At 68.6% G+C, this 22,645-nt stretch carries 20 protein-coding genes and 1 tRNA gene; 9 read left to right on the forward strand and 12 right to left on the reverse strand.

Annotation, left to right across the window (positions count from 1 at the left end; all coding sequences use genetic code 11):
- The first annotated feature begins 24 nt into the window (after positions 1–24).
- Positions 25–1,101: a sensor histidine kinase gene (locus AC3WOE_RS07115; RefSeq protein WP_492689329.1), complete on the forward strand. Its 1,077-nt coding sequence runs from the start codon at positions 25–27 to the stop codon at positions 1,099–1,101.
- On the forward strand, positions 1,098–1,871 hold the full coding sequence (locus AC3WOE_RS07120; protein ID WP_492689330.1) for a LytR/AlgR family response regulator transcription factor: 774 nt from the start codon (positions 1,098–1,100) through the stop codon (positions 1,869–1,871). Before AC3WOE_RS07115 ends, AC3WOE_RS07120 begins: the two co-directional genes overlap by 4 nt.
- 2 nt (positions 1,872–1,873) lie before the next feature.
- Here AC3WOE_RS07120 and AC3WOE_RS07125 read toward each other — a convergent pair whose 3' ends face one another.
- Complete coding sequence (locus AC3WOE_RS07125) at positions 1,874–2,611, reverse strand: substrate-binding periplasmic protein (protein ID WP_492689332.1); 738 nt, start codon at positions 2,609–2,611, stop codon at positions 1,874–1,876.
- A 132-nt stretch (positions 2,612–2,743) separates the two neighbouring features.
- On the opposite strand from AC3WOE_RS07125, the gene nadA reads away from it, so the two are divergent.
- Together nadA and AC3WOE_RS07135 are read left to right on the forward strand one after the other, a co-directional pair.
- A complete protein-coding gene (nadA, locus tag AC3WOE_RS07130; protein ID WP_492689333.1) occupies positions 2,744–3,844 on the forward strand; it encodes a quinolinate synthase NadA in 1,101 nt (366 codons plus the stop codon).
- Positions 3,845–3,888: 44 nt separating this feature from the next.
- Entirely contained in the window at positions 3,889–4,179 is a 291-nt protein-coding gene (locus tag AC3WOE_RS07135; RefSeq protein ID WP_492689334.1) for a late competence development ComFB family protein, read from the forward strand.
- Between the two features lie 62 nt (positions 4,180–4,241).
- Here the strand turns inward: AC3WOE_RS07135 and AC3WOE_RS07140 are convergent.
- Positions 4,242–4,318 (reverse strand) — tRNA-Pro (locus AC3WOE_RS07140).
- Positions 4,309–5,046 carry a hypothetical protein gene (locus tag AC3WOE_RS07145; protein ID WP_492689335.1) on the reverse strand — a complete coding sequence of 246 codons (738 nt, stop codon included), beginning with the start codon at positions 5,044–5,046 and terminating at the stop codon, positions 4,309–4,311. The genes AC3WOE_RS07140 and AC3WOE_RS07145 overlap by 10 nt, the downstream gene beginning before the upstream one ends.
- 133 nt (positions 5,047–5,179) lie before the next feature.
- Between AC3WOE_RS07145 and AC3WOE_RS07150 the strand changes: the two genes are divergently transcribed.
- Positions 5,180–5,749, forward strand: coding sequence for a TetR/AcrR family transcriptional regulator (locus AC3WOE_RS07150; RefSeq protein ID WP_492689337.1), 570 nt, complete (start codon positions 5,180–5,182; stop codon positions 5,747–5,749).
- Between the two features lie 65 nt (positions 5,750–5,814).
- Here the strand turns inward: AC3WOE_RS07150 and AC3WOE_RS07155 are convergent, their stop codons facing one another.
- Positions 5,815–9,027 (reverse strand): UvrD-helicase domain-containing protein, encoded by a 3,213-nt coding sequence (locus AC3WOE_RS07155; RefSeq protein ID WP_492689338.1) that lies wholly within the window; start codon positions 9,025–9,027, stop codon positions 5,815–5,817.
- Positions 9,024–11,588 carry a PD-(D/E)XK nuclease family protein gene (locus tag AC3WOE_RS07160; protein WP_492689339.1) on the reverse strand — a complete coding sequence of 855 codons (2,565 nt, stop codon included), beginning with the start codon at positions 11,586–11,588 and terminating at the stop codon, positions 9,024–9,026. Before AC3WOE_RS07160 ends, AC3WOE_RS07155 begins: the two co-directional genes overlap by 4 nt.
- A gap of 163 nt (positions 11,589–11,751) precedes the next feature.
- Here AC3WOE_RS07160 and trxA point away from each other — a divergent pair, with 163 nt between their 5' ends.
- The 4 genes from trxA (at position 11,752) to AC3WOE_RS07180 (ending at position 15,748) form a co-directional block, all read left to right on the forward strand.
- On the forward strand, positions 11,752–12,081 hold the full coding sequence (gene trxA / locus AC3WOE_RS07165; RefSeq protein WP_056195487.1) for a thioredoxin TrxA: 330 nt from the start codon (positions 11,752–11,754) through the stop codon (positions 12,079–12,081).
- Positions 12,082–12,332: 251 nt separating this feature from the next.
- On the forward strand, positions 12,333–13,598 hold the full coding sequence (gene rho / locus AC3WOE_RS07170) for a transcription termination factor Rho (RefSeq protein WP_492689340.1): 1,266 nt from the start codon (positions 12,333–12,335) through the stop codon (positions 13,596–13,598).
- A gap of 140 nt (positions 13,599–13,738) precedes the next feature.
- On the forward strand, positions 13,739–13,990 hold the full coding sequence (locus AC3WOE_RS07175; protein WP_492689341.1) for a type B 50S ribosomal protein L31: 252 nt from the start codon (positions 13,739–13,741) through the stop codon (positions 13,988–13,990).
- Positions 13,991–14,107: 117 nt separating this feature from the next.
- Positions 14,108–15,748: a hypothetical protein gene (locus AC3WOE_RS07180; RefSeq protein WP_492689343.1), complete on the forward strand. Its 1,641-nt coding sequence runs from the start codon at positions 14,108–14,110 to the stop codon at positions 15,746–15,748.
- A 123-nt stretch (positions 15,749–15,871) separates the two neighbouring features.
- On the opposite strand, the gene phoR is transcribed toward AC3WOE_RS07180, so the two are convergent.
- The 7 genes from phoR to pstS form a co-directional block, all read right to left on the reverse strand.
- Entirely contained in the window at positions 15,872–17,239 is a 1,368-nt protein-coding gene (gene phoR / locus AC3WOE_RS07185; protein WP_492689344.1) for a phosphate regulon sensor histidine kinase PhoR, read from the reverse strand.
- Between the two features lie 16 nt (positions 17,240–17,255).
- Entirely contained in the window at positions 17,256–17,957 is a 702-nt protein-coding gene (gene phoB, locus AC3WOE_RS07190; protein ID WP_492689346.1) for a phosphate regulon transcriptional regulator PhoB, read from the reverse strand.
- Between the two features lie 112 nt (positions 17,958–18,069).
- Entirely contained in the window at positions 18,070–18,777 is a 708-nt protein-coding gene (gene phoU, locus AC3WOE_RS07195; RefSeq protein ID WP_310268152.1) for a phosphate signaling complex protein PhoU, read from the reverse strand.
- A 14-nt stretch (positions 18,778–18,791) separates the two neighbouring features.
- The gene (gene pstB, locus AC3WOE_RS07200; RefSeq protein WP_492689347.1) at positions 18,792–19,577 is read right to left on the reverse strand and encodes a phosphate ABC transporter ATP-binding protein PstB; all 786 of its coding nucleotides are present in this window, start codon (positions 19,575–19,577) and stop codon (positions 18,792–18,794) included.
- An 11-nt stretch (positions 19,578–19,588) separates the two neighbouring features.
- Entirely contained in the window at positions 19,589–20,452 is an 864-nt protein-coding gene (gene pstA / locus AC3WOE_RS07205; protein ID WP_492689349.1) for a phosphate ABC transporter permease PstA, read from the reverse strand.
- Positions 20,449–21,408, reverse strand: coding sequence for a phosphate ABC transporter permease subunit PstC (pstC, locus tag AC3WOE_RS07210; protein WP_492689350.1), 960 nt, complete (start codon positions 21,406–21,408; stop codon positions 20,449–20,451). Before pstC ends, pstA begins: the two co-directional genes overlap by 4 nt.
- Positions 21,409–21,561: 153 nt before the next feature.
- The gene (gene pstS, locus AC3WOE_RS07215) at positions 21,562–22,602 is read right to left on the reverse strand and encodes a phosphate ABC transporter substrate-binding protein PstS (RefSeq protein WP_492689352.1); all 1,041 of its coding nucleotides are present in this window, start codon (positions 22,600–22,602) and stop codon (positions 21,562–21,564) included.
- Between the last annotated feature and the right edge of the window lie 43 nt (positions 22,603–22,645).

Genomic DNA, 22,645 nt, shown 5'->3' on the forward strand with positions numbered 1-22,645 from the left:
AGCGGCCGCCCGCCGAAGTCGAAGATGAGCACGCCCAAAGCCGACAAACCGGCGCCCAAAGCGCCGCCGAACCCACCCACCCAGGCGCGCCTGGATGACCGGCCACTGATGGTCGGCGGCTCGCTCGCCTTCGGCCTGGCCATTCCCTGGCTGACGGGGCTGTTCGGCCCGCTCGGGCCCGCAGACGCGCGCTTCTGGATCGGCTTCGCCGGCTTCATCGCCCTGGCCTTCGCGATCTGGGCCGGCAACCGCTGGCTGCTGTTCAAGCAGCGCGAGCACCTGAACTGGTTTGCCCACCCGCTGCGCAAGCTGTTGATGCTGGTCAGCGCCAATGTGCTCTACACCGCGCCGCTGACCCTGGCCGCCATCTGGACCTGGTTCCAGGTCGCCGGCCTGCCGGTGGACACCAATGCGCTCAAGCTCGTCGTCGCCACCAATGTCATCTGCGTGCTCTTCGTGACCCACGCCTACGAGACCATGTTCCTGATCCGCGAGCGCGAGTCGGACATGCTGCACGTCGAACGCCTGGAGCGGGCCCGCGTGCAGTCGGAGCTGGGTGCGCTGAAGGCCCAGGTCGACCCGCATTTCCTGTTCAACAGCCTCAACACCCTGGGTCATCTGATCGACAACGACGCGAAGAGCGCGCGCGAGTTCAGCGACACCCTGGCCGAGATCTACCGCTACGTGCTGGACAGCCGCCAGCGCGACCTGGTGCCGCTGGACGAAGAGCTGGCCTTCCTGCGCCACTACCACCGCCTGCTGGCCCTGCGCTTCGGCGCCGCCATGCCGCTGCAGCTGGACCCGGCACTGCAGACCTCGCAATGGCTGGTGCCGCCGCTGGCCCTGCAGACCCTGCTGGAGAACGCCATCAAGCACAACGAAGCCAGCGCGGCCCAACCACTGACCGTCAGCTTCACGCTGGACGGCGACCGCGTGCGTGCCAGCAACGCGCTACAGCCGCGCCGCAGCGCCCTGCCCTCCTCGGGTCTGGGCCTGGCCAATCTCGACGAACGCTGCCGCCTGCTGGCCGGCCGCGCGCTGGAGCGCCACAGCGAAGGCGGCGTGTTCGACGTCTCCATTCCCCTGCTGGCCCGCCCATGAAGATCTTCATTGCCGAAGACGAGACCCCGGCGCGCGAGCGCCTGACCGCCACGCTGGCTCGCGTCGCCCCCGAGGCCCGCGTGCTCGGCCACAGCGACACGGTGCAAGGGACGATGGCCTGGCTGGCGGTCAACCCCGCGCCCGATCTGCTGCTGCTGGACATCCAGCTGGCCGACGGCCTGTCGCTGGAGCTCTTCCGCGACCGTCGCCTGGCCTTGCCGACCGTCTTCACGACGGCCTACGACCAGTTCGCGCTTAAGGCCTTCCAGGCACTGGCCGTGGACTATCTGCTCAAGCCAGTGTCCGAAGCCGCGCTGTCACAGGCACTCTCCAAGGTCGAGCAATGGCGACGCCATTTCGATGCTCAGGCCCAAGAGCGCTGGAGCCAGCAACTCGGCGGCCTGCTGCAGCGCCTGAGCCCGCCGACCGGCCGCCAGCGCATCGTCGGACGCAAGGCCGGCCAGCAGTTCCATGCGCTGGAGCTGGCCGACATCGCCTATTTCGTGTCGGTGGACAAGCTGAGCTTCGCCATCACCCAGGCCGGCGAGCGCTACCTCGTCGAGCCGACACTGAGCGAACTGGAGGAGGAGCTGGGCACACAGCGCTTCTTCCGAGCCAATCGACAGCTGCTGGTGGCCGCCGGCGCGGTGCGGCGCTTTTCACCCGCGGGCAAGGGGCGGCTGAAGCTGGACCTCAGCCCGGCGCTGGACGGCGAATTGCTGATCAGCCAGGAACGCGCCGCGGCCTTTCGAGCCTGGCTGGAAGCCTGAACTTAGCGATAGCGCTGCATCATCCGGGCGAGTTCGCCGCGCCCGGCAACGGTTCGCAACGCGAGCTGCAGTTGGCGCGCCGGCAGCCGCGTCTTGCCGCCCAGCAGGCAATGCGTCACCGTCTGGCTGACGACCTGCACGGCCGGCAAGGCCTCGGCGGGCGGCCGGCCGCGGTTGTATTGGGCCAGCACGAAGCGATCGACGACGGCGGCCTCGGTACGGCCGCGCGCCAGCTTGTCGAGCACGCCTTGCTGGGTGGCGGCGTCATCGCGCACCAGTTGCCCCTTGTCGAACAGCGGGCCCAGCTCCTGGTAGCGATAGCCCAGCACCGTGCCCACCCGCAGACCGCGCTGCGCCGACAAGTCCAATACCTTGCCATCGCCCCGCCCCGGCGGCAGTGCCAGCACGTCTTCCACCACCACCATGGGCGGACCGATGTGGTCGGGGCCCAGCGGCTCGGCCAGCCATTTGGGACTCATCATGCACATCAGATCCGCCTCACCGGCATGCAGGGCCGCCTGGGTACGCTTGGGGGGCAACATCAGGTACTCGGGCCGGGCGCCGGCGGCATGCGCCACTGCTTCCATCAGCTCGAAGGCCAGGCCACCGACGGGCCGACCGTCGCGCAAGGTCAAATAGGGCGGCGCCCAGTCCTCGCCAACGATGAAGCGCAGCGTTGGCGCCGTCTGCGCGCCGGCCAGCCCCACCCAGAGAGCCAGCGACCCGGCCAAGCCTCTCATCAGGGGCTTTGCCGCACCGCCGCCGGCCGAGGCCCTCGCGGGCGGACAATCCGCTGAAATCGCCATGCCCCGAGTGTAGGAAGCCCCAGCCGCCGCCACACCGCATCCCCTCGAGAGATCCGCTCGCATTCCATGGAAACCCAGCTGTTCGACTACACCAAGCAGGATGCCGCCGGCGCCTGCTCCACCGCCCACGCCTGGGCCAAGACGCCCGCGCCGCTGTCGGCGAACGAGCGCAGCGCCCTGACAGAGCGCGCCAAGGCCCTGCTTCAAAAACACAACGCCGTCCTGGTCGCCCACTACTACGTCGACGGATTCCTGCAAGACCTGGCCCTGGAGACCGGCGGCATCGTGTCCGACTCGCTGGAGATGGCCCGCTTCGGCCGCGACCATGCCGCCCAGACCCTGGTCGTCGCCGGCGTGCGCTTCATGGGCGAGACGGCCAAGATCCTCAGCCCCGAAAAGCGCGTGCTGATGCCCGACCTGGACGCCACCTGTTCGCTGGACCTGGGCTGCCCCGAAGACGAGTTCGCCGCCTTCTGCGATGCCCACCCGGACCGCAAGGTCGTCGTCTACGCCAACACCAGCGCCGCGGTGAAGGCACGCGCCGACTGGATGGTGACCAGCTCCTGTGCGCTGGAGATCGTGGCCGACCTGCATGCCAGGGGCGAGAAGATCCTGTGGGCGCCCGACCGGCATCTGGGCCGCTACATCCAGGAGCAGACCGGCGCCGACATGCTGATGTGGAACGGCGCCTGCATCGTCCACGACGAGTTCAAGGGGCTGGAGCTGGAACTGCTGCGAGAGCAGCATCCCGGCGCTCTCATCCTTGTCCACCCCGAATCGCCCAAGAGCGTCGTCGAGCAGGCCGACGTCGTCGGCTCCACCTCGGCGCTGATCAAGGCGGTCGTCGAAGGCGCAGCCCAGGAATACATCGTCGCCACCGACAACGGCATCCTCCACCGCATGCGCCAGCTGGCGCCGCACAAGACGCTGATCGAGGCGCCCACGGCCGGCAACAGCGCCACGTGCAAGAGCTGCGCCCACTGCCCCTGGATGGCCATGAACGGCCTGGCCAATCTGGTCGACTGTCTGGAAAGTGGTCAGCCGGAAATCCACGTCGACGAGGACATTCGCGTCAAGGCCCAGGCCTGCATCACCCGCATGCTGGATTTCGTCGCGGCGAGAAAGAGTGCCGCGGCGGGCATGACCCCAGGACTCGGCGCGGCCTGATGGCGCTATAAACCTGCATCCCACCGCGCACGACGAGGCCCGCCATGAATGCCGACTTCAGCTCCCTCTACAACCACCACGAGCGCGAGATCTTCGCGGCGGTATTGGCCTCGGCGCCCGACTATCCGGACATTGCGGCCAGCAGCGACCTGCTGTGCGACGTCGCCTGCGTCGCCCTGAACCGCCTGCCGCCGCGCTATATCCGCCACGAGGTGGACTTCAGCTTCTACCTGACCGAGCACGAGCGCGTGGAGATTGACAACGCCATCGTCGAGGCGGTGTCCTATGCCTTCAACTTCGTGCAGGCCAGGACGGCGCTGCGCTCGCGCAAGTAGCCACGCTGTCGGCCATGAAAAACGGCCCGCTTCTCACGAGGCGGGCCGTTGTTCGTTGTAGATGGTCGGGGCGGCGGGATTCGAACTCGCGACCCTCTGCTCCCAAAGCAGATGCGCTACCAGGCTGCGCTACGCCCCGACTGAGCCGACTATTCTAGCTGACGGAAACGCGGCGGCCGACTGAGCCCCGGGCGCGCGCACCAGCCAGAGGGCCGCGGCGAGGTTCCAGACGAGTTGGGCGAGCAGGATGGTGAGGATGGCCGTCATGGTCATGTTGACGCCCGCGCTCAGCACGGCGGCGGCCACAGCGAGGTTGGCGGTGGCGCCCACGATGCCGATGACGCGGGCGAAACCGCCCTCACTCATCAGGACGCCGGCCCAGGCCAGGGCGCCCGCGGCCTGCAGCAGCCAGCCGATCTTGGCGGCGTCGGTCAGCGCGATGCCGGCGGCGTGGACGAGTTCGTAGCCGACCTGCAGACGCGTGGGCGAGCCGACGATGGCGTCCGCCGCCAGGTGGGGGATGACGAAGCCGTCCACGATGGTGGCGCCCACCAGGGCCACGCAGCCCATCAGGTAGGCGGCCAGGCCCGCCAGCACGGCGGGGCGGTGCAGCGACAGGCGCCGCGCCAGCGCCGAATAGCCGAAGGCATAGGCACAGATGCTGGCGATGGCCACGCCGTGCACCGTGGCCTTGAGCGCGGCGAGCTGCGCAATGCTTTGCAGGATGCCGAGCTGGCCCTGACCGCCGCCGCTCTCGTCGATGGCGACAAAGACGGTGGACAGCACTGTGGCCAGCGCGATGGTGATGCCGGCGGTGCGGGTTCCGGGCTGCACGTCGGGCTGGTCGTTGAACGGTAGTTTGGGCATGGGTTTCGGTAGGGAGTGGGCGATGAAACTGACCATACTCAGCGCTCCCAAGCATGTCCCGTACAGACGGCAGCCGGTTGTTCGCTAGCGAACAGATGCGTGCAGCTTGTTCGACAAGACAAGGCCACTTCCCATGCTCGACACCCTTGCCCTCCTGGACCGCCGCGCGCAGCGCTCGCGCGACCTCATCCTCGAAGCGCTGTTCGCGCTGATGCTGGAGCGCGGCTACGAGCGGCTGACCATCCAGAACCTCATCGACCGCGCCGGCGTGGGCCGCGCCACCTTCTACGCCCACTTCCAGAGCAAGGAGGAACTGCTGGCGGCCAGCATCGCGCGGCTGCGCGGCTGGCTGGAGCAGGCCGGCCGCACGCGCAACGAGCCGCTGGGCTTCACGCTGCCCTTCTTCCAGCACCTGGCCAGCCACCGGCGCATCTACGAGATGACCGTGGCGCGCGAGAGCGAAAGCAGCGTGGAGCGCCACGTGCGCCAGATGCTGGCGGAGCTGGTGCGGCAAGACCTGCGCCGCGGCCACGCCGCCATCGCCGGCACCCGCCTGGACCTGGCCACGCAGTACGTCGTGGGCGCGCTGTGGTCCAGCTTCATCTGGTGGATGGAGAGCGAAAAGCCCCTGCCGCCGGAGGACTTGAACGCGCAGTTCCAGCGCTTGTGCTTTCCGGGGCTGGACGTGGCTGTTGCGGCCTAGTCTTCGCGCCGGCGGGATGGCAGCTGGCGGGGGGGTGATTGACCGGTACTCCGTCTGCTGGTGACTCAATCCACAGGCAAGAACCGCCCCGTCCCGCTGATCAGTGCCGCCTTCACCGGCTCGCCCGGCTGCAGGGCCTGCACCGCAGCCACGTAGCCGCGCATCTGCGCCAGATAGGCCGGCTCGCGCTCGGGCGTGGCGCCGAGCTTGTAGTCCAGCACCCACCAACTGCCGTCGCGCCGCTGCACGAGGCGGTCGATGCGCTGGTCTTCGCCGCCCTGCCCCACGGCCACCTCGTTGCCGGCCCAGAGCAGTTCGCCGGGATCGAAGAAGGGACGGCAGTCGGCGCTGTCGAGGATGGCCCGGGCCGCCCGCGCATGCTGCTCGCGGGCCTTGGCGTCCAGGCCAAAGGCCTGGGCCGATGCCGCCAGCAGCACCTCCAGGGGCTGGGTCTGGCCCGGTGCCGACACCCACTCCAGCACGCGGTGCAGCGCCTCGCCGACCCTGGCCTCACGCTCATTGCGCGCGGTGCCGTCGCGCACCGGCGCGGCTGGTGGCGCTTGCCAGCTCGGCAGCGGGGCGAGCCGCGGTGCGGCGGTGTCGGTGCGCGCGCCCATGTCCAGCGCGAAAGGCCAGGCGCGCGACAGCGGCTTCAGGCGGTCCCACCAACTCGTCGCCTGGCTGCGGCTGGGCGTGTGGCTGAGTACCAGGGCCCGGCGCGCCCGCGTCAGCGCGACATAGAGGCCATTCAGCTCCTCGCGTTCGCGGGCCATGCGTTCTTCGTCGACCAGGGCCTGCAGCGACGGCGGCGGCCTGGCTTCGGAGGCCAGGAAGGCTGCGCGGCGCGGCGCCAGCTGGCCGACGGGCCAGTCCAGCAGCAGGCCCAGGGTCTCGGCCTTGGGCGGCGCGGCGTCGGTGTCGAGCAGGAAAACGACCTCGGCCTCCAGGCCCTTGGCGCCGTGGATGGTCAGCAGCTGCACGGCATCGGGCGCGGCGGCGGGCACGAACTTGATGGGGCGGCTCTTGAGCGCGCGCACGAAGCCATAGAGCTGGGCGTAGCGGCCACCGTCCAGGTCCAGCGCGGCATGCAGCAGGGCCTGCACGCTTTGCAGGCGCACGCTGGCGTCTGCCGCCGGCACGGCCGCGGCGATGCGCGCCAGCAGCTCGCCCTCGTGGACGATGCGGTCCAGCAGCTCATGCGGCGTGCGCAGGCGGGCCTGCTCGGCCCAGCCGCGCAGCAGGGCCTGGGCACGCGCGAGCGCCGGGCCGGGGGACTCCAGGCCTTGCAGTGCATCCCACCAGCCGCGGCGCTCGGCCGCCGGGCGGCCCAACCACTCAGCGGTGCCGGCGGCTTCGGCCAGCATCAGCAGATCGGCCTCGGTGACGCCGAACAGCGGGCTGCGCAGCGCATGCGCCAGGGACAGGTCGTGGCCCGGCGAGGCCAGCACGTCGAGCAGGGCCAGCAGGTCGGCCACGTCGGGCAGCTCGGCCAGCGGCTGTTCCTCGGGCGCGGCGTGGGGCACGCCGGCGGCCGTCAGCGCCTCGCTGAGCTGGCGCAGCGGGTCGCGCTTGCGGGCCAGCACGAAGAGGTTGCCGGGCTTGAGTTCGGGACGCTCGCGGAGCAAGCCCACAATGGCGGCGCAGACCCTTGCGCATTCGGGCGCGCGGCGGCTGATCTCGGCCTCGTGACGGGCTTCGGTCAGGCTGGGGCGCCAGCGCAGCGGGTCGGCTTCGGCCTGGGCCGGCGCGGCCGTGACCTCGGCATCCAGCGCCCACAGGCCGGCCAGCGCGTCAACCTCGGCCACTTCCGTCGTGTGGATGCGAAAGCCTTCATAGGCGCCGGCGCGCTGGGCGCCGTCGAACGCCGCGTTGACGACGGCCAGCACCTCGGGCGCATTGCGTCGCGTGTGGTCGCAGGCCAGGCGCACGCCGGCCAGGCCTTCGCAGACAAAGTCCTGGGCCGCGGCGAACACGCGCGGGTCCGCGCGACGGAAGCGGTAGATGCTCTGCTTGGGGTCGCCGACGATGAAGACCGACAGCGGCGAACCCGCGCCCGCGCCGGCATAGGCCTGCAGCCAGCCGTGCAGGGCCTGCCATTGCAGCGGGCTGGTGTCCTGGAATTCGTCGATGAGCAGATGGCGCACCTGGGCGTCCAGGCGCTGCTGCACCCAGCCGGACGTCTGCGCGTCGGCCAACAGGGCCAGCGCACCGCGCTCGAGGTCGTTCATGTCGACCAGGCCGCGCTCGCGCTTCAACGATTCGAAGGTGTCCACCAAGACCAAGGCCAGGCGGCGCATGGCTGCGTGTTCGTCAGCAGCACGCTGCTGGGCGATGGCCGCGCGCAGGCGCTGCAGCTCTTCGCAGAGCTCGTCCAGGTCGGGGCTGTCGACACCGAGCTTGCGCGGCTCGGCCTTCTGCGTGAAGAGAGCGGCAAAGCTGGCGTCGAAGTCCTCGGCCTGCTCCAGCGCCAAGGCCGCGTCCTGGGCCTTCTTGCCCTTGGCCTGGCCGAGCTGGCGTGCCAGTGCCTTCAAGGGCTCGCGCAGATGGCCGAAGAACTGCTCCGGCGTGGTGCCAAGCAGGTCTTCTGCGCCCGGCAGGCTGGCTTCCAGCACGCCGGCTGCTTCGGACAGGCGCAGCTCCACGCGCTTGGCAAAGGCGCCCAGCAGCCATTCGCGCAGGTTGAAGCGGCCGCGCGACTGCGTCAGCGCCTGGAAGTCGGCCCGCAGCGTCTCGTCGGCCAGCACGGCGACATGGAAGCGCCGCCACAGCGTCGGCATCAGCTCGTCTTCGTCCTCGATGAGCTGGAGCTCGGGCGCTAGCCCCAAGGCCTGCAGGAAGGCCAGCGGCGCGGCGCGCAGCAGTTGCGAGAACCAGCCATGGAAGGTGCGCACCTCGACGGCGCGGCCGCCGCGCAGCAGCTCCGCCTGCAGCGTGGCGAGGCGCGGACGCAGGATGGCCGCGTCCTCGGCCGAGATGCCACGCTGCTGCAGGGCCGCGAGTTGCCCGGCCTCGGGCGCCTGCGCGAACTCGGCCAGCCATTCGGCCAGGCGCTGGCGCATCTCGCCGGCGGCCTTGCGGGTGAAGGTGATGGCGACGATCTGCTGCGGCTCGGCGCCGGCCAGCAGCGCGCGCAGGATGCGCGACACCAGCATCCAGGTTTTGCCGGCGCCGGCGCAGGCCTCGACGACGATGCTGCGTGCGGGGTCGCAGGCCAGCGCGTAGAAGCGCTCGCGCGGGATGCGGTAGCCATCGGCCCAGTAGGCGAGTTGATCACTCATGCCGCGCTCCAGTCATCACGACGGCAGAGGCCGCGGGCTTCGCAGTAGTCGCAGACCCTGCCCTCGCCCAAAGCCGGCAAGGGCGCGCCCTCGCGTAAAGCGGTGAGGTCGGCTTGCAGGCCATCACGCAAAGCCAGAGCGGTGGCGCTGACGTCCTCGTGCGGCAGCACGGCGATGCCCTTGCCGTCGTCCAGCACCAGGTAGGCCGCCTGCAGCCCACGTTCTGCGCCGCTCAACAACGCGTAGGTAGCGAGCTGGGTGTCCTCCAATTTGGCCGCCACCTTGTCCTTCAGCGCCTTGGCATCGCCGGTCTTGTAGTCCAGCAGCCAGGTCACGCCTTGGGCGTCATCGATGCGATCGATGCGGCCTTTCACGACGACGCCGTCCAGGGGAGCCTCGAAGGGGCGGGCTTCGCGGGCCACTTCGCCGTCGGCATAGCGCTGGCCGCCCGCCTCCGTCTCGGCCAGCCAGGCCAGGTATTGGGGGCGCAGCCGCTCGAAGGCGGCCGAGAAGGGAAGGAAGTCGGCGGCGTCCAACAAAGCCAGCTCGGCCTCGGCAGCGGCGCGCAGCGCGATGTCGTCGTCGCTGCCGCGCGCCTCGTGGAAGCGCTTCAGCACCGCATGCAGCCAGGTGCCGTAGTCGCGCTTGCTGAGTTCCTGCTCCAGCTCGTCGGCCTCGCGCAGGCCCAGCAGCACGCGGCTGAAGAACTGGTAGGGGCAGTTGCGCAGCGCATCGATGGCGCTGGCGCTGAGCGCAGCAGGCAGGCGGCCGCCTGCGTCTGCAGCGGGGCGGACCTGCGGGCGCGGCTGCGCGACCGCTTGCGTGCGCTCGTCGCCCCAATGCGGCAAGGCCAAACCGGCTTTCGCCGCAGCACCCGACAGGCGCTCCAGCAAGGGGCTGGGCGGCAGAGGCTCGGCACCGGCAAAGGCGCAGCGCAGCAGGGTCAGCACCGGCGCGCGCAGCAGCTGCGCGAAGCCCAATGCCTCGGCGTCACGGCGCTCAGCGAGGCTGGGCAGGCCCAGGGCCGCGGCGTCGGCATCGGCCAGCAGGCCGGCCTGAGGATTGACCGGGCCGAGGGTCGCAGCGTCGGCCCCCGGCAGCACGACGGCGCCGAAGGGTCGCAGCATGGCCCGGGCCAGCGGCGTGATGATGACTTCCGTGGCTCCCGCTTCCTCGGCGGGCTCGAACTGGGCGGCCTCCAGCGTGTCGTTGACCCAGGCGAGGAATTCCTCGGGCCGCAGTTTGGTCTGCGCCAGCGCGGCCTCGTGGGCGCTGCCGGCCCAGGGGTTGCGCGAAATCCACAGCGTCTCCAGCAGGGCCTCGCCGCCTTCGACTTCGGCCAATGAAGCCAGCCCGGTCAGCGTCTGCCCGAGAGCGGCCAGCCAGCCGCCCAGCGAGCGTGAACCACCCGCCAGCGGCTCCAGTTGACCCCGCGCACGCCGCCAGGCCGCGCCGGTGGCCGGCGGCAAGGTGGCTGCATCGAGCTGGGCCGCCTGGCGCCAACCGAAGCGGCGGCAGCGCGCTTCCAGGTCGCCCAGGTCCCAGCCCGTCGCCAGCGCCGATTTCAGCCAGGCCAGCCAGTCGTCGACGGCGCCACCGGCCAGGGCAGCGCGCAGCAGGGCCATGACGGCCGCCGCGGCGGGCGTGGTCGCCAGCGTCCAGCCGGTTTCGTCGTGCATCGGCACCTGCTGGCGGGCCAGCAGGGCGCGCACGCGGCGGATGACCACGCGGTCCTGGGCCAGCAGCGCCACGGGGCGGCGACCTGCGTTCAGATGCTGGATGACGGCTGTGGCGGTCTGCTCCGCCAGGCTCTCGAAATCGGACGTGACGGCTTCCTCCAGATGAGCTGTAGGCGTGAAGCCGGCCCAGGCCTGGTCGAGGTCCAGATTGGCGTCCAGGCACAGCATCGGCACGTCGCCGGCCTCGTCGAGCAGCGCGCGGGCAAGCGGGTCGGGCCCGCCGACGCGCAGCCAGATCCAGGCGCTGGGGCGCAGCGCGAACAGGGTGTCGGTGGCCGGGCGGCGCTCGTCGGAGGCGATCCACGCCAGGGCGACCTGGGCCAGGGCCCGTTCCAGCACGCCGGGGCCGGCGTCCAGGGCCGCGAGGCGCTGGCGTGCGGTCTCGAGGAAGGCGGGGCGGGCCTCGGGCGGCACCTGGGCCGCGGCGCGAGCCAGGGCCTGGGCGGTGTCGACCAGCCGGGCCACGGCGACGCGGTAGTCACGCGGGCTGCTGCGCTTGAGGGGCTGGACCCAGCTCTGGTCGGCCAGCAGCCTGTCGGCCGTGAAGGCGTCGATGGCGGCGTCGCCGGAGAGCTGGTCGGGCGTCGCGAGTGCCGTCGGGCCCAGGGCCGAGGCCAGACTGTGGCTGGTGGTGATGCGCGGCATCCAGCCGCCACGGGCCAAAAAGGCGCGGCGGGCCGGTGCCAGCTGCTGGGCGAAAGGCAGCAGCAGCACGGCGTCACGCAGCGGCGCGCCCTGGCTGTCCAGCCAGTCGGCACAGTTGCTGGCGATGCGGCGCCAGAAGGATTCGATGTCTTCGCCGGGCACGAGGCCCAGGCTCACGGCTTGATGCACTTGTAAAGCGGGCCTCCCGCCCTGATCTGTGCCACTGCTTCGGTCACCCTCGTGACCGTCCGGGAAAAGTGGCTATGTCACAATGATTTTGCCTATTCGGACGGCCCCACCCGCGGTGACCGCCAACCCTTTGAGGCCAAGGAACCCTCCCATGAGCAGCGAATTGATCAAGCATGTTTCCGACGCGTCCTTCGACGCCGACGTGATCCAGTCCGGCAAGCCGGTGCTGGTGGACTACTGGGCCGAGTGGTGCGGCCCCTGCAAGATGATCGCGCCCATCCTGGACGAAGTCGCCACCGGCTACGGTGACAAGCTGCAGATCGCCAAGATGAACGTCGACGAGAACCGCGAAGTGCCGGCCAAGTTCGGCATCCGTGGCATCCCGACGCTGATGCTGTTCAAGGACGGCCAGCTCGCCGCGACCAAGGTCGGCGCCCTCTCCAAGGCCCAGTTGACCGCCTTCCTCGACGCGAACCTATAATCGCGTCCAACTGCTGCAGCGCATGATGCACCTCCCGGTGCCCCGCTGCAGCAGCCAAAGCCAACACGCCCTAGGCTTCCCGGTCCAAATCGGGAGCCCAGCCAGCGTGGACTCGGCTCCCCTCCCCCCAAGTTTTTTCGAATCCGCATCGCGTGCAGTCAGCGCGCTGCCTTTTCGGTCCTGATCCGGGGTGCCGCAGTATTTGCCGTTCCGCCTTGGCTGGCTGGACGGCCCCAGACGGGTGTTCACCCATGCATCTTTCCGAACTCAAAGCGCTTCACGTCTCCGCCCTGATCCAGATGGGCGAGGAGCTGGAGATCGACAACGTCACCCGCCTGCGCAAGCAGGAGCTGATGTTCGCCATCATGAAGAAGCGCGCCAAGGCTGGCGAGCAGGTCTTCGGTGACGGCGTGCTCGAAGTCCTGCCCGACGGCTTCGGCTTCCTGCGCTCGATCGAAGCCAGCTACATGGCGTCGACGGACGACATCTACCTGTCGCCCAGCCAGATCCGCCGCTTCAACCTGCACACCGGTGACCTGGTGGAAGGTGAAGTGCGCGTGCCCAAGGATGGCGAGCGCTACTTCGCTCTCGTGAAGGTCGACCGTGTCAACGGCCAGACGCCCGAGGAGAGCAAGAACAAGATCATGTTCGAGAACCTGACGCCCTTGTTCCCCAAGGAGCAGTTCAAGCTCGAGCGTGAAGGCTACAAGGGCGAGGAGAACATCACCGGTCGCATCATCGACCTGACCTCGCCCATCGGCAAAGGCCAGCGCGCCCTGATCGTCGCCCAGCCCAAGACCGGCAAGACCGAGATGATGAAGAGCATCGCCCACGCGATGGTCGCCAACCATCCCGACTGCCACCTCATCGTGCTGCTCGTCGACGAGCGCCCCGAGGAAGTGACCGAAATGCTGCGCACCGTGCGCGGCGAGGTCATCAGCTCCACCTTCGACGAGCCCGCCGCCCGCCACGTGCAGGTGGCCGAGATGGTCATCGAGCGCGCCAAGCGCCTGGTCGAGCTGAAGAAGGACGTGGTCATCCTGCTGGACTCGATCACCCGCCTGGCCCGCGCCTACAACAACGTGCTGCCCAGCTCCGGCAAGGTGCTGACCGGCGGCGTGGACGCCAACGCCCTGCAGCGCCCCAAGCGCTTCTTCGGCGCCGCGCGCAACATCGAGGAAGGCGGCTCGCTGACCATCATCGGCACGGCCCTGATCGACACCGGCTCCAAGATGGACGAGGTGATCTACGAAGAGTTCAAGGGCACCGGCAACTGCGAAATCCACCTGGATCGCCGCATGGCCGAGAAGCGTGTCTACCCGTCCATCCTGATCAACAAGTCGGGCACCCGCCGTGAAGAACTGCTGCTGAAGCCGGAAATCCTGCAAAAGAGCTGGATCCTGCGCAAATTGCTCTACAACATGGACGAAATCGAGGCGATGGAGTTCATCCTCGACAAGATGAAGGCGTCGAAGAACAACCTGGACTTCTTCGACATGATGCGGCGCGGCGGGTAGTTCCTCCTACCCAGAACTAGCCAAACCGCGGGGAGGCCGGCTACAATCGCCGGTTTTCCGCCCTGACACCCCCCGGAAAGTGCGCCCACCGCCTTCAAAACAGCGGTCTGCGTGGCTCCCGACCTAGCCAAGAGGTTCCCATGAAAGAAGGCATTCACCCCAACTACCGCGACGTCGTCTTCGTCGACCTGTCCAACGGTTTCCAGTTTGTGACGCGTTCCACCGTCCAGACCAAGGAAACGATCGAGATCGACGGCCAGAAGATGCCGCTGGTGAAGCTGGAAACCACCAGCGAATCGCACCCCTTCTACACGGGCACGCAAAAGAGCGTGGACAACCTGGGCGGTCGCGTCGAGAAGTTCCGCAACAAGTTCGCTCACCTCAAGAAGTAAATTGGCCAGCGGCTGTTTCGCCGCACCAACGTCCAAAGGGCAGCTCAGGCTGCCCTTTTGCATTTCCAGACCCGGTTTGACGGCATGATGCCGGCCGGCTCCATCGAAGTTTCCCGAGTGAATCTCCCCACCCCCGCCATCGTCGCCGAGCGCGGCGTCGAGCGCCTGCCGCGCCTGGCGCTGATCCTGCTGTGCGCGGCCTATGTGATCCCCGGCATCTTCGGCCGCGATCCCTGGCGCAATGCCGACCTGACGGCCTTCGGCTTCATGGCCAGCATCGCGCAAGGCCATGCGCCGTGGTGGCAGCCCGCCATCGCCGGCATCCCTGCCGAGGGCGGTCCCCTGCCCTACTGGCTGGGCGCCCTGGCCATCAAGGTCCTGCCCTTCCTGGACGCCCCCATCGCCGCCCGCCTGCCCTATGCCCTGGTGCTGGTCGGCGTGCTCGTGGCGGTCTGGTACACCTGCTTCCACCTGGCCCGCACAGAGGCGGCCCAGCCGGTGGCCTTTGCCTTCGGCGGCGAGGCCCAGGCCGTGGACTACGCCCGCGCCCTGGCCGATGGCGCCCTGCTGGCCTTGATGGCGTCGCTGGGCCTATTGCAACTCGGTCATGAGACCACGCCGGAGCTGATGCAGTTGCTGGCCATCTCGGGCTATCTCTACGGCCTGGCCGCGGCGCCGTTCAGGCGCGGCCGCGCGCGCATCGCCGTGCTGCTGGCCCTGCCGGTGCTGGCCGCCAGCGGCGCGCCCACGGTGGCCTGTGCTCTCGGCGTGCTCGGCCTGTTGCTCAACCACCGCTCCAGCTATGACGAGGCCAAGGCCCAGCGGGTCTGGCTGCTGGCTTCGCTGACGCTGGCCGTCGTCGCGGCTTGGGCATTCGACGGCTGGGCCTGGCGCGCGCGGCCGGGCATCCAGTTCGCCTCGCTGCTGAGCCTGCTGGCCTGGTTCTGCTGGCCGTCCGGGCCGCTGGCCCTGTGGACGCTATGGCGCTGGCGCCGTCACGGACTGCGCCGCCATATCACCGTGCCCGCCATCGCCCTGCTGGTGCCGCTGATGGCCTGCATCACCATGGACGGCTCGGAGCGCGCCCTGCTGCTGGCCCTGCCCTCGCTGGCCATCCTGGCCGCCTTTGCGCTGCCGACGCTGAGCCGCAGCTTCTCGGCGGCCGTGGACTGGTTCTGCGTCTTCATCTTCTCGGCCGTCGCGCTGTTCGGCTGGCTCTACTACGTCTCCATGCACACCGGCTGGCCGGAGCGGCCCATGGCCAATCTGCGCCGCCTGGCCGAGGGCTTCGAGCCGCGCTTCAGCCTGCTGGCCCTGGTGCTTGCCATTGCCGCCACGCTGGCCTGGCTGGCCCTGGTGCGCTGGCGCACCGCCCGGCATCGCCATGCGCTGTGGAAGAGCCTGGCCCTGCCCGCCGGCGGCGTCGCGCTGGGCTGGCTGCTGGTCATGAGCCTGCTGCTGCCGCCGCTGGACTATGCGCGCAGCCTGGCACCGCTGGTGGCACGCCTGAAGGCCCGCACGCCCGCTGATATCTCCTGCCTGGCTGCATCGGGCCAGAACCTCGCGACGCTGGCGGCGCTGGAATGGCATGGCGGCTGGCAGGTGCGCGGCAGCGGTTCGCTGAACGCTTCCGGATGCAGCCATGCCGTCATCAGCGCGGGCCAGCCGACGCCTCGCGGCTGGCAGGTCGTCGCCCAGGTCAAGCGACCGACGGACCGCAGCGGCAGCGCCGGCCTGGTGCTGTTGCGGAAGCTCTGAACAGGCCCAGCGCGAGCGTGCGCGCCTGGATGCGGGATGCAGCGCAAGGCGCAAACCACAGCCGTAGCTCTGCTACGGCGCGGATTTGCAACGCCGCGATGCGCCTGTTCGGAGCTTCCCTTGTCAGTGATCTGACAAGGCGGCGGTGTTGAAGGCCGCCTCGTCTCCCAGGGCGGCATCGCTGGCCTGGCGCACGCGTGCGGCCGGCAGCACGAGACGGAAGCGCGAGCCCTTGCCGACGTCGCTCTGGATCATCAGCTCGCCGCCATGGCGCTGCATCACGTGCTTGACGATGGACAGGCCCAGCCCCGTGCCGCCCGTCTCGCGCGAGCGGCTGCCGTCGACGCGGTAGAAGCGCTCGGTCAGGCGCGGGATGTGTTCGCGCGCAATGCCCGGGCCGGTGTCGATGACGGTCAGCTCTCCATCGCCGCCTTCCAGCACGCGCCAGGCCACCTCGACCTCGCCACCATCGGGCGTGTAGCGCACGGCGTTGGTCACCAGGTTGGCGATGGCGCTGAGCAGTTCGCTCTCGATGCCGGCCAGCTCGACATGGGTTTCGGGCTTGAGGCGCAGCTGATGCCGGCCGGCGGACAAGGCCTCGGCGTCGGCCGAAATGCGCAGCAGCAGGCTGTCCAGGTCCACCCAGCGGTCCGGTGCCGGACGCGGGCTGCCTTCGAGCTGGGCCAGGGTCAGCAGGTCGGCGACCAGGGTCTGCATGCGCTGGGTCTGCTGGTTCATCAACACCAGCACGCGTTCGCGCTCGACGGCCGTCAGCGGCAGCGTGTGCATGGTCTCGATGAAGCCGGACAGCACCGTCAGTGGGGTACGGATCTCGTGCGAGACATTGGCGACGAAGTCGCGCCGCATGGCCTCGGAACGCATGCGCTCGGTGACGTCCAGCGACAGCACCAGGCGCATGCCCTCGCCGTACTCGCGCACGATGATGGACAGGGTGCCCGGACCGCGGCCGTTGCCCAGCACCAGTGGTTCGGCGAAGTTGCCGGCCTGCAGATAGGCGACGAAGGCCGGCGCGCGCACGAGGTTGGTGATGCGCTGGCGCAGGTCGCGCTGCGGGTCGAGGGCAAAGTGATCAGCCGCGACGCGGTTGCACCAGACGATCTGCTCCTGCGGGTCCAGCATCAGCACGCCATTGGGCGAGGCCTCGATGGCGGACAGGAATTGCTCCAGCTCCAGATGGGCGCGGCCCACGGCGCGGTCGCGATCGCGCACGGCGCGCTCGATGCGGTAGCCGACTTCGCCCCACAGGCCGGTGTCGCGCGGCGCGTTCTCCAGCTGGTTGCCGCGCAGCCAGCTCAACAGGCGATGGCCGCGCACCGCGTCGACCAGCAGCATCAGCACGACGCCACCGACGACGCCGAGGCCCAGGCCCAGGCCGTCGATGCCCGTGGCCGTGCGAACCGCGACAGCGATGACAAACCCGAGCAGACTGGCCACGAGGGCCATCAGCAGTCGAGGCAACAACCAGGTCATGTACTGCGGGCGAGTCTCAGGCGGAGAGCGCGCTGCTCTGCTGGGTCAGTCGGTAACCGGCACCGCGAACGGTCTCGATCATGCGGGCGCACTGCACGCGCTCCAGCGCCTCGCGCAAGCGCTTGACGTGGACGTCGATGGTGCGTTCCTCGATGAATACATGGTCGCCCCAGACGCGGTCCAGCAGCTGCGAGCGGCTGTGCACGCGCTCGGGGTGGGTCATGAGGAAATGCAGCAGGCGGAACTCGGTGGGACCGAGCTTGACTTCGGCACCATCGCGGCTGACGCGGCGGGTGCCCGGGTCGAGCAGCAGCGGGCCGACCTCGACCGCGCTGTCCAGGGCCTCGGGCGCCTTGCGGCGCAGCACGGCGCGGATGCGGGCCAGCAGCTCGTTGGTCGAGAAGGGCTTGGTGATGTAGTCGTCGGCGCCGGCGTCCAGGCCCGCGATCTTGTCGCCTTCCTCGGCGCGTGCCGTCAGCATGATGACGGGCAGCTCCTTGGTGCGGGCCGCACTGCGCCACTGGCGGGCCAGGGCCACGCCGCTCTGGCCGGGCAGCATCCAGTCCAGCACGACGAGGTCGGGCAGCACCCGGTCAACCTCGTACTGGGCCTGGGTGGCACTGCCGGCGATCGTCACCTCGAAACCGGCGTGGCGCAGATTGATGGAGATCAGCTCGGCAATCGCCGATTCATCCTCCACAACCAAAACTCGACTCATAAGAGTTCTCTTTCGAAAGTAGTGCCTTACCGAGTGACTGTCGTGGAGCCGGCTTTGCCGGGCCACTGACAGTGCTCCCTTGAGGGGGCCGGCGAAGCCGGTAGGGGGTGGGCTATCGAACCATGGTTTCTACGGCTTCCGGCGAGTTGTGCCGGACGTCCTGGCCCTTGACCACGTAGATGACGACCTCGGCCAGGTTCTTGGCGTGGTCGCCGACGCGCTCGATGGCCTTGGCCACGAAGACGAGATCGATGGACGAAGAGATGGTGCGCGGGTCTTCCATCATGTAGGTGATGAGCTTGCGCAGCAGGCCGTCGAACTCCTTGTCGATCTCGTCGTCATGCTTGAGCACGTCCAGGGCGCGCTCGACGTCCAGGCGGGCGAAGGCGTCCAGCGACTTGCGCAACTGCTTGATGGCCAGCTCGGCCTCGAAGGCCAGGTCACCCATCGGCAGGCGCAGCCGGCTCGAGACACCGCCGGACACCAGTCGCTGCACGGTGCGGGCGATGCGCGCCGCCTCGTCGCCGACGCGTTCGAGGTTGGCGATGCTCTTGCTGATGGCGATCAACAGACGCAGGTCGCGGGCGGTCGGCTGGCGGCGGGCGATGATGGTGGAGAGATCGCGGTCGATCTCGATCTCCATCGTGTTGACGCGGCCTTCCTTGGCCAGCACTTCATCGGCCGACTCGGCGCTGAAGTCGGCCAGGGCCTGCACGGCCTGGGCCACCTGGGCTTCCACCAGGCCGCCCATTTCGAGCACGCGGGTCGAGATGCCGCTGAGTTCGGCGTCGAACTGGGTCGAGAGATGTTTATCCGTCATGCCGTCCTCCTTGATCAGCCGAAGCGGCCCGTGATGTAGTCCTCGGTGTCCTTGCGCTTGGGCTTCATGAAGAGCTCAGCGGTGGGACCGAATTCGATCAGGTCGCCCAGGTACATATAGGCCGTGTAGTCCGAGCAGCGCGCAGCCTGCTGCATGTTGTGGGTCACGATGGCGACCGTGTAGTCGCTCTTGAGCTCGTGGATCAGCTCTTCGATCTTGCCGGTGGAGATCGGATCCAGCGCCGAGCAGGGCTCGTCGAGCAGCAGCACTTCGGGCTTGATGGCGATGCCACGCGCGATGCACAGGCGCTGCTGCTGGCCGCCGGACAGGCCGGCACCGCTCTGGTTGAGCTTGTCCTTCACTTCCGTCCACAGGGCCGCCTTCTTCAAGGCCCATTCGATGCGCTCGTCCATCTCCACGCGGGGCAGGGTCTCGAACAGCTTCACGCCGAAGGCGATGTTGTCGTAGATGGACATCGGGAAGGGCGTGGGCTTCTGGAAGACCATGCCGACCTTGGCGCGGATCAGCGAGACATCGTCCTTGCTCTCCAGGATGTTCTCGCCGTCGAGCAGGATCTGGCCTTCGGCGCGCTGCTCGGGATAGAGCTCGAACATGCGGTTCAGCGTGCGCAGCAGCGTCGACTTGCCGCAGCCCGACGGGCCGATGAAGGCGGTGACCTTCTTCTCGGGGATGTCGAGGTTGATGTTCTTCAAGGCGTGGAAGCTGCCGTAGAAGAAGTTCAGGTTGCGCACCGACAGCTTGGCGCGCTCGCTCAACGAGGTTTCGATCTTGGCGTCCATGATCGGAGTCCTTAGTGTTTGTTCTTGAAGAGCACGCGGGCGAGGATGTTCAGCAGCAGCACGCCCACGGTGATCAGGAAGACGCCGGCCCAGGCCAGCTTCTGCCAGTTCTCGTAAGGGCTCATCGCAAACTTGAAGATGGTGACGGGCAGGCTGGCCATCGGCGAGCTGATGTCGCTCGTCCAGAACTGGTTGGACAGGGCCGTGAACAGCAGCGGCGCGGTCTCGCCGGACACGCGCGCCAGGGCCAGCAGGATGCCGGTGATGACGCCGGCACGGGCCGCCTTCAGCGTGATGGACAGGATCACCTTCCACTTCGGCGTGCCCAGCGCATAGGCCGCCTCGCGCAGAGCATTCGGCACCAGGCTCAGCATGTTCTCGGTGGTGCGGATGACGACGGGAATGACCAGCAGGGCCAGGGCCAGGGCGCCGGCCAGGCCGGAGAAGCTCTTGAAGCGGGCGACGATGACGGCGTAGACGAACAGGCCGACGACGATGGAGGGCGCCGACAGCAGGATGTCGTTGATGAAGCGCACCGCGCTGCCCAGCCAGGTCTTCTGACCGTACTCGGCCAGGTAGACGCCGGCCAGGATGCCGACCGGCGTGCCGACCAGCGTGGCCAGGCCGACCATGACGAAGCTGCCGAAGATGGCGTTGGCCAGGCCACCGCCCTCGCCTTGCGGCGGCGGCGTCATCTGCGTGAAGGTGGCCAGGTTCAGGCCGCCGATGCCGAGATAGATGGTCTCGAACAGGATCCAGATCAGCCAGAACACGCCGAAGCCCATGGCGCCCAGGGACAGGGCCAGCGCGATGGCATTGATGCGCTTGCGCTTGTTGTGCATCGCCAGGCGGCGAGTGTCGAGGGTCGAGCTCATGAACGGGCTCCTTCGCTCTTCTTCAGGCGCAGCAGCAGCAGCTTGGAGATGGTCAGCACGACGAAGGTGATGAGGAAGAGGACCAGGCCGAGATACATCAGCGAGGCCTGGTGCAGGCCCTCGCCGGCTTCGGCGAACTCGTTGGCCAGCGTCGATGTGATGCTGTTGGCGGCCTCGAAGACCGACAGCGAGTTCAGCTGGTTCATGTTGCCGATCACGAAGGTGACGGCCATGGTTTCGCCCAGTGCCCGGCCCAGGCCCAGCATGACGCCGCCGACGACGCCGGTCTTGGTGTAGGGCAGCACGACGCGCGAGACGACTTCCCAGGTCGTCGCGCCCAGGCCGTAGGCAGACTCCTTCAGCATCGGCGGCGTGACTTCGAAGACGTCACGCATCACCGAGGCGATGAAGGGGATGATCATGATGGCCAGGATGATGCCGGCCGACAGGATGCCGATGCCCACCGGCGGGCCGGAGAACAGCGAACCGATGAAGGGCACGCCGGTGAACAGCGCCTGCAGCGGCTGTTGCACGAAGGTGGCCAGGATGGGGCCGAACACCAGCAGGCCCCACATGCCGTAGACGATGGAGGGCACGGCGGCCAGCAGCTCGATGGCGATGCCCAGGGGCCGCTTCAACCAGCTCGGCGACAGCTCGGTCAGGAAGATGGCGATGCCGAAGCTGACCGGCACGGCGATGAGCAGCGCGATGAAGGAGCTGGCCAGCGTGCCGTAGATCATCACCAGGCCGCCGAACTTCTCCTGCACCGGGTCCCACTCCGCGCTGGTCAGGAAGCCCAGGCCGAAGGCCTTCAAGGCCGGTGCCGCGCCGACGATGAGGGAACCGATGATGCCGACCATCAGCGCCAGCGTCAGCCAGGCCGCACCCTGCGACAGGGCGGCGAACAGCGCATCGGCCCAGGGGGCGACGCGACGGCGCTGGGGCTTGGGTTCCATGGGCGAAGTATGCGAGCGAGGTTCGCTTCGGTCAGCGCCTGCGCTGCCGGCGGGAAGGATGGCTGCCAAGGAACCTCCGGAAAGTCGGGTCAGGGGATGGGCGCCGATGTGGCAAGGCCCGGCCGGAGCCGGGCCGCCGTCAGCGCCCTGGGGTCACTTGTAGGCGACGGGCTTGCCGGCCGTGTCCTTGATCTGGCCGGCCCACTGCTTGCGCACCAGGTCCTTCACGGCGGCGGGCAGGGGCACGTAGTCGAGGTCGTCGGCCATCTTGTCGCCGTTGCCATAGGCCCAGTCGAAGAACTTCAGGGCGGCGCTGGCGCTGGCGGCCTTGTCCTGGGACTTGAACATCAGGATGTAGGTCGGGTTGGTCAGCGGCCAGGCTTCCTTGCCCGGCTGGTCGGTCGTGATCTGGTAGAAGGTCTTGTTCCAGTCGGCGCCGGCCGCGGCGGCCTTGAAGGCGTCGTCGCTGGGGTTGACCCACTGGCCGTCCCTGTTCTTCAGCTGGACGTAGGTCATCTTGTTCTGCTTCACATAGGCGTACTCGACGTAGCCGATGGAGTTGGGCAGGCGCTGCACGAAGGCGGCGACGCCCTCGTTGCCCTTGCCGGCCGTGCCGGCCAGCCACTTGACCGTCGTACCTTCGCCGACCTGGGTCTTCCAGGCCTCGCTGACCTTGGACAGGTAGTTGGTGAAGATGAAGGTCGTGCCCGAACCGTCGGCACGGGCCACCGGGGCGATGGCGGCGTCAGGCAGCGCAACGCCGGGATTCAGGCCGGTGATGGCCGCGTCGTTCCACTTCGTGACCTTGCCGAGGTAGATGTCGGCCAGCACGGTGCCGGTCAGCTTGATCTGGCCCGGGGCGATGCCCTTGATGTTGACGACGGGCACGACGCCGCCGATGACCATCGGGAACTGGACCAGGCCGTCCTTGGCCAGCTCCTCGTCCTTCAGCGGCATGTCGGAGGCGCCGAAGTCGACCGTCTTGGCCTTGATCTGGCGGATGCCGGCGCCGGAGCCGACGGACTGGTAGTTGATGCGAGCGCCGGTGGCCTTGTTGTAGGCATCGGCCCACTTGGCGTAGATGGGCGCCGGGAAGGTGGCGCCAGCGCCGGTCACGTCCTGGGCAAGGGCCACCTGGGCACCGAACAGACCCACAACGATGGCGAGCGACTTGCTGACCTGGAACACGTTCATCTGAGACACCTTCCGCAAAGCGGTTTTGACGATGGTTGGCATC

It is taken from the genome of Roseateles sp. FW305-36, assembly GCF_058787015.1.

What these genes read in the sequence shown, in the direction of transcription:
- AC3WOE_RS07115 (WP_492689329.1), top strand. Translation starts at nt 25, where the DNA reads ATGAGCACGCCCAAAGCCGACAAACCGGCGCCCAAAGCGCCGCCGAAC.
- AC3WOE_RS07120 (WP_492689330.1), top strand. Translation starts at nt 1,098, where the DNA reads ATGAAGATCTTCATTGCCGAAGACGAGACCCCGGCGCGCGAGCGCCTG.
- AC3WOE_RS07125 (WP_492689332.1), bottom strand. Translation starts at nt 2,611, where the DNA reads ATGAGAGGCTTGGCCGGGTCGCTGGCTCTCTGGGTGGGGCTGGCCGGC.
- nadA (WP_492689333.1), top strand. Translation starts at nt 2,744, where the DNA reads ATGGAAACCCAGCTGTTCGACTACACCAAGCAGGATGCCGCCGGCGCC.
- AC3WOE_RS07135 (WP_492689334.1), top strand. Translation starts at nt 3,889, where the DNA reads ATGAATGCCGACTTCAGCTCCCTCTACAACCACCACGAGCGCGAGATC.
- AC3WOE_RS07145 (WP_492689335.1), bottom strand. Translation starts at nt 5,046, where the DNA reads ATGCCCAAACTACCGTTCAACGACCAGCCCGACGTGCAGCCCGGAACC.
- AC3WOE_RS07150 (WP_492689337.1), top strand. Translation starts at nt 5,180, where the DNA reads ATGCTCGACACCCTTGCCCTCCTGGACCGCCGCGCGCAGCGCTCGCGC.
- AC3WOE_RS07155 (WP_492689338.1), bottom strand. Translation starts at nt 9,027, where the DNA reads ATGAGTGATCAACTCGCCTACTGGGCCGATGGCTACCGCATCCCGCGC.
- trxA (WP_056195487.1), top strand. Translation starts at nt 11,752, where the DNA reads ATGAGCAGCGAATTGATCAAGCATGTTTCCGACGCGTCCTTCGACGCC.
- rho (WP_492689340.1), top strand. Translation starts at nt 12,333, where the DNA reads ATGCATCTTTCCGAACTCAAAGCGCTTCACGTCTCCGCCCTGATCCAG.
- AC3WOE_RS07175 (WP_492689341.1), top strand. Translation starts at nt 13,739, where the DNA reads ATGAAAGAAGGCATTCACCCCAACTACCGCGACGTCGTCTTCGTCGAC.
- phoR (WP_492689344.1), bottom strand. Translation starts at nt 17,239, where the DNA reads ATGACCTGGTTGTTGCCTCGACTGCTGATGGCCCTCGTGGCCAGTCTG.
- phoB (WP_492689346.1), bottom strand. Translation starts at nt 17,957, where the DNA reads ATGAGTCGAGTTTTGGTTGTGGAGGATGAATCGGCGATTGCCGAGCTG.
- phoU (WP_310268152.1), bottom strand. Translation starts at nt 18,777, where the DNA reads ATGACGGATAAACATCTCTCGACCCAGTTCGACGCCGAACTCAGCGGC.
- pstB (WP_492689347.1), bottom strand. Translation starts at nt 19,577, where the DNA reads ATGGACGCCAAGATCGAAACCTCGTTGAGCGAGCGCGCCAAGCTGTCG.
- pstA (WP_492689349.1), bottom strand. Translation starts at nt 20,452, where the DNA reads ATGAGCTCGACCCTCGACACTCGCCGCCTGGCGATGCACAACAAGCGC.
- pstC (WP_492689350.1), bottom strand. Translation starts at nt 21,408, where the DNA reads ATGGAACCCAAGCCCCAGCGCCGTCGCGTCGCCCCCTGGGCCGATGCG.
- pstS (WP_492689352.1), bottom strand. Translation starts at nt 22,602, where the DNA reads ATGAACGTGTTCCAGGTCAGCAAGTCGCTCGCCATCGTTGTGGGTCTG.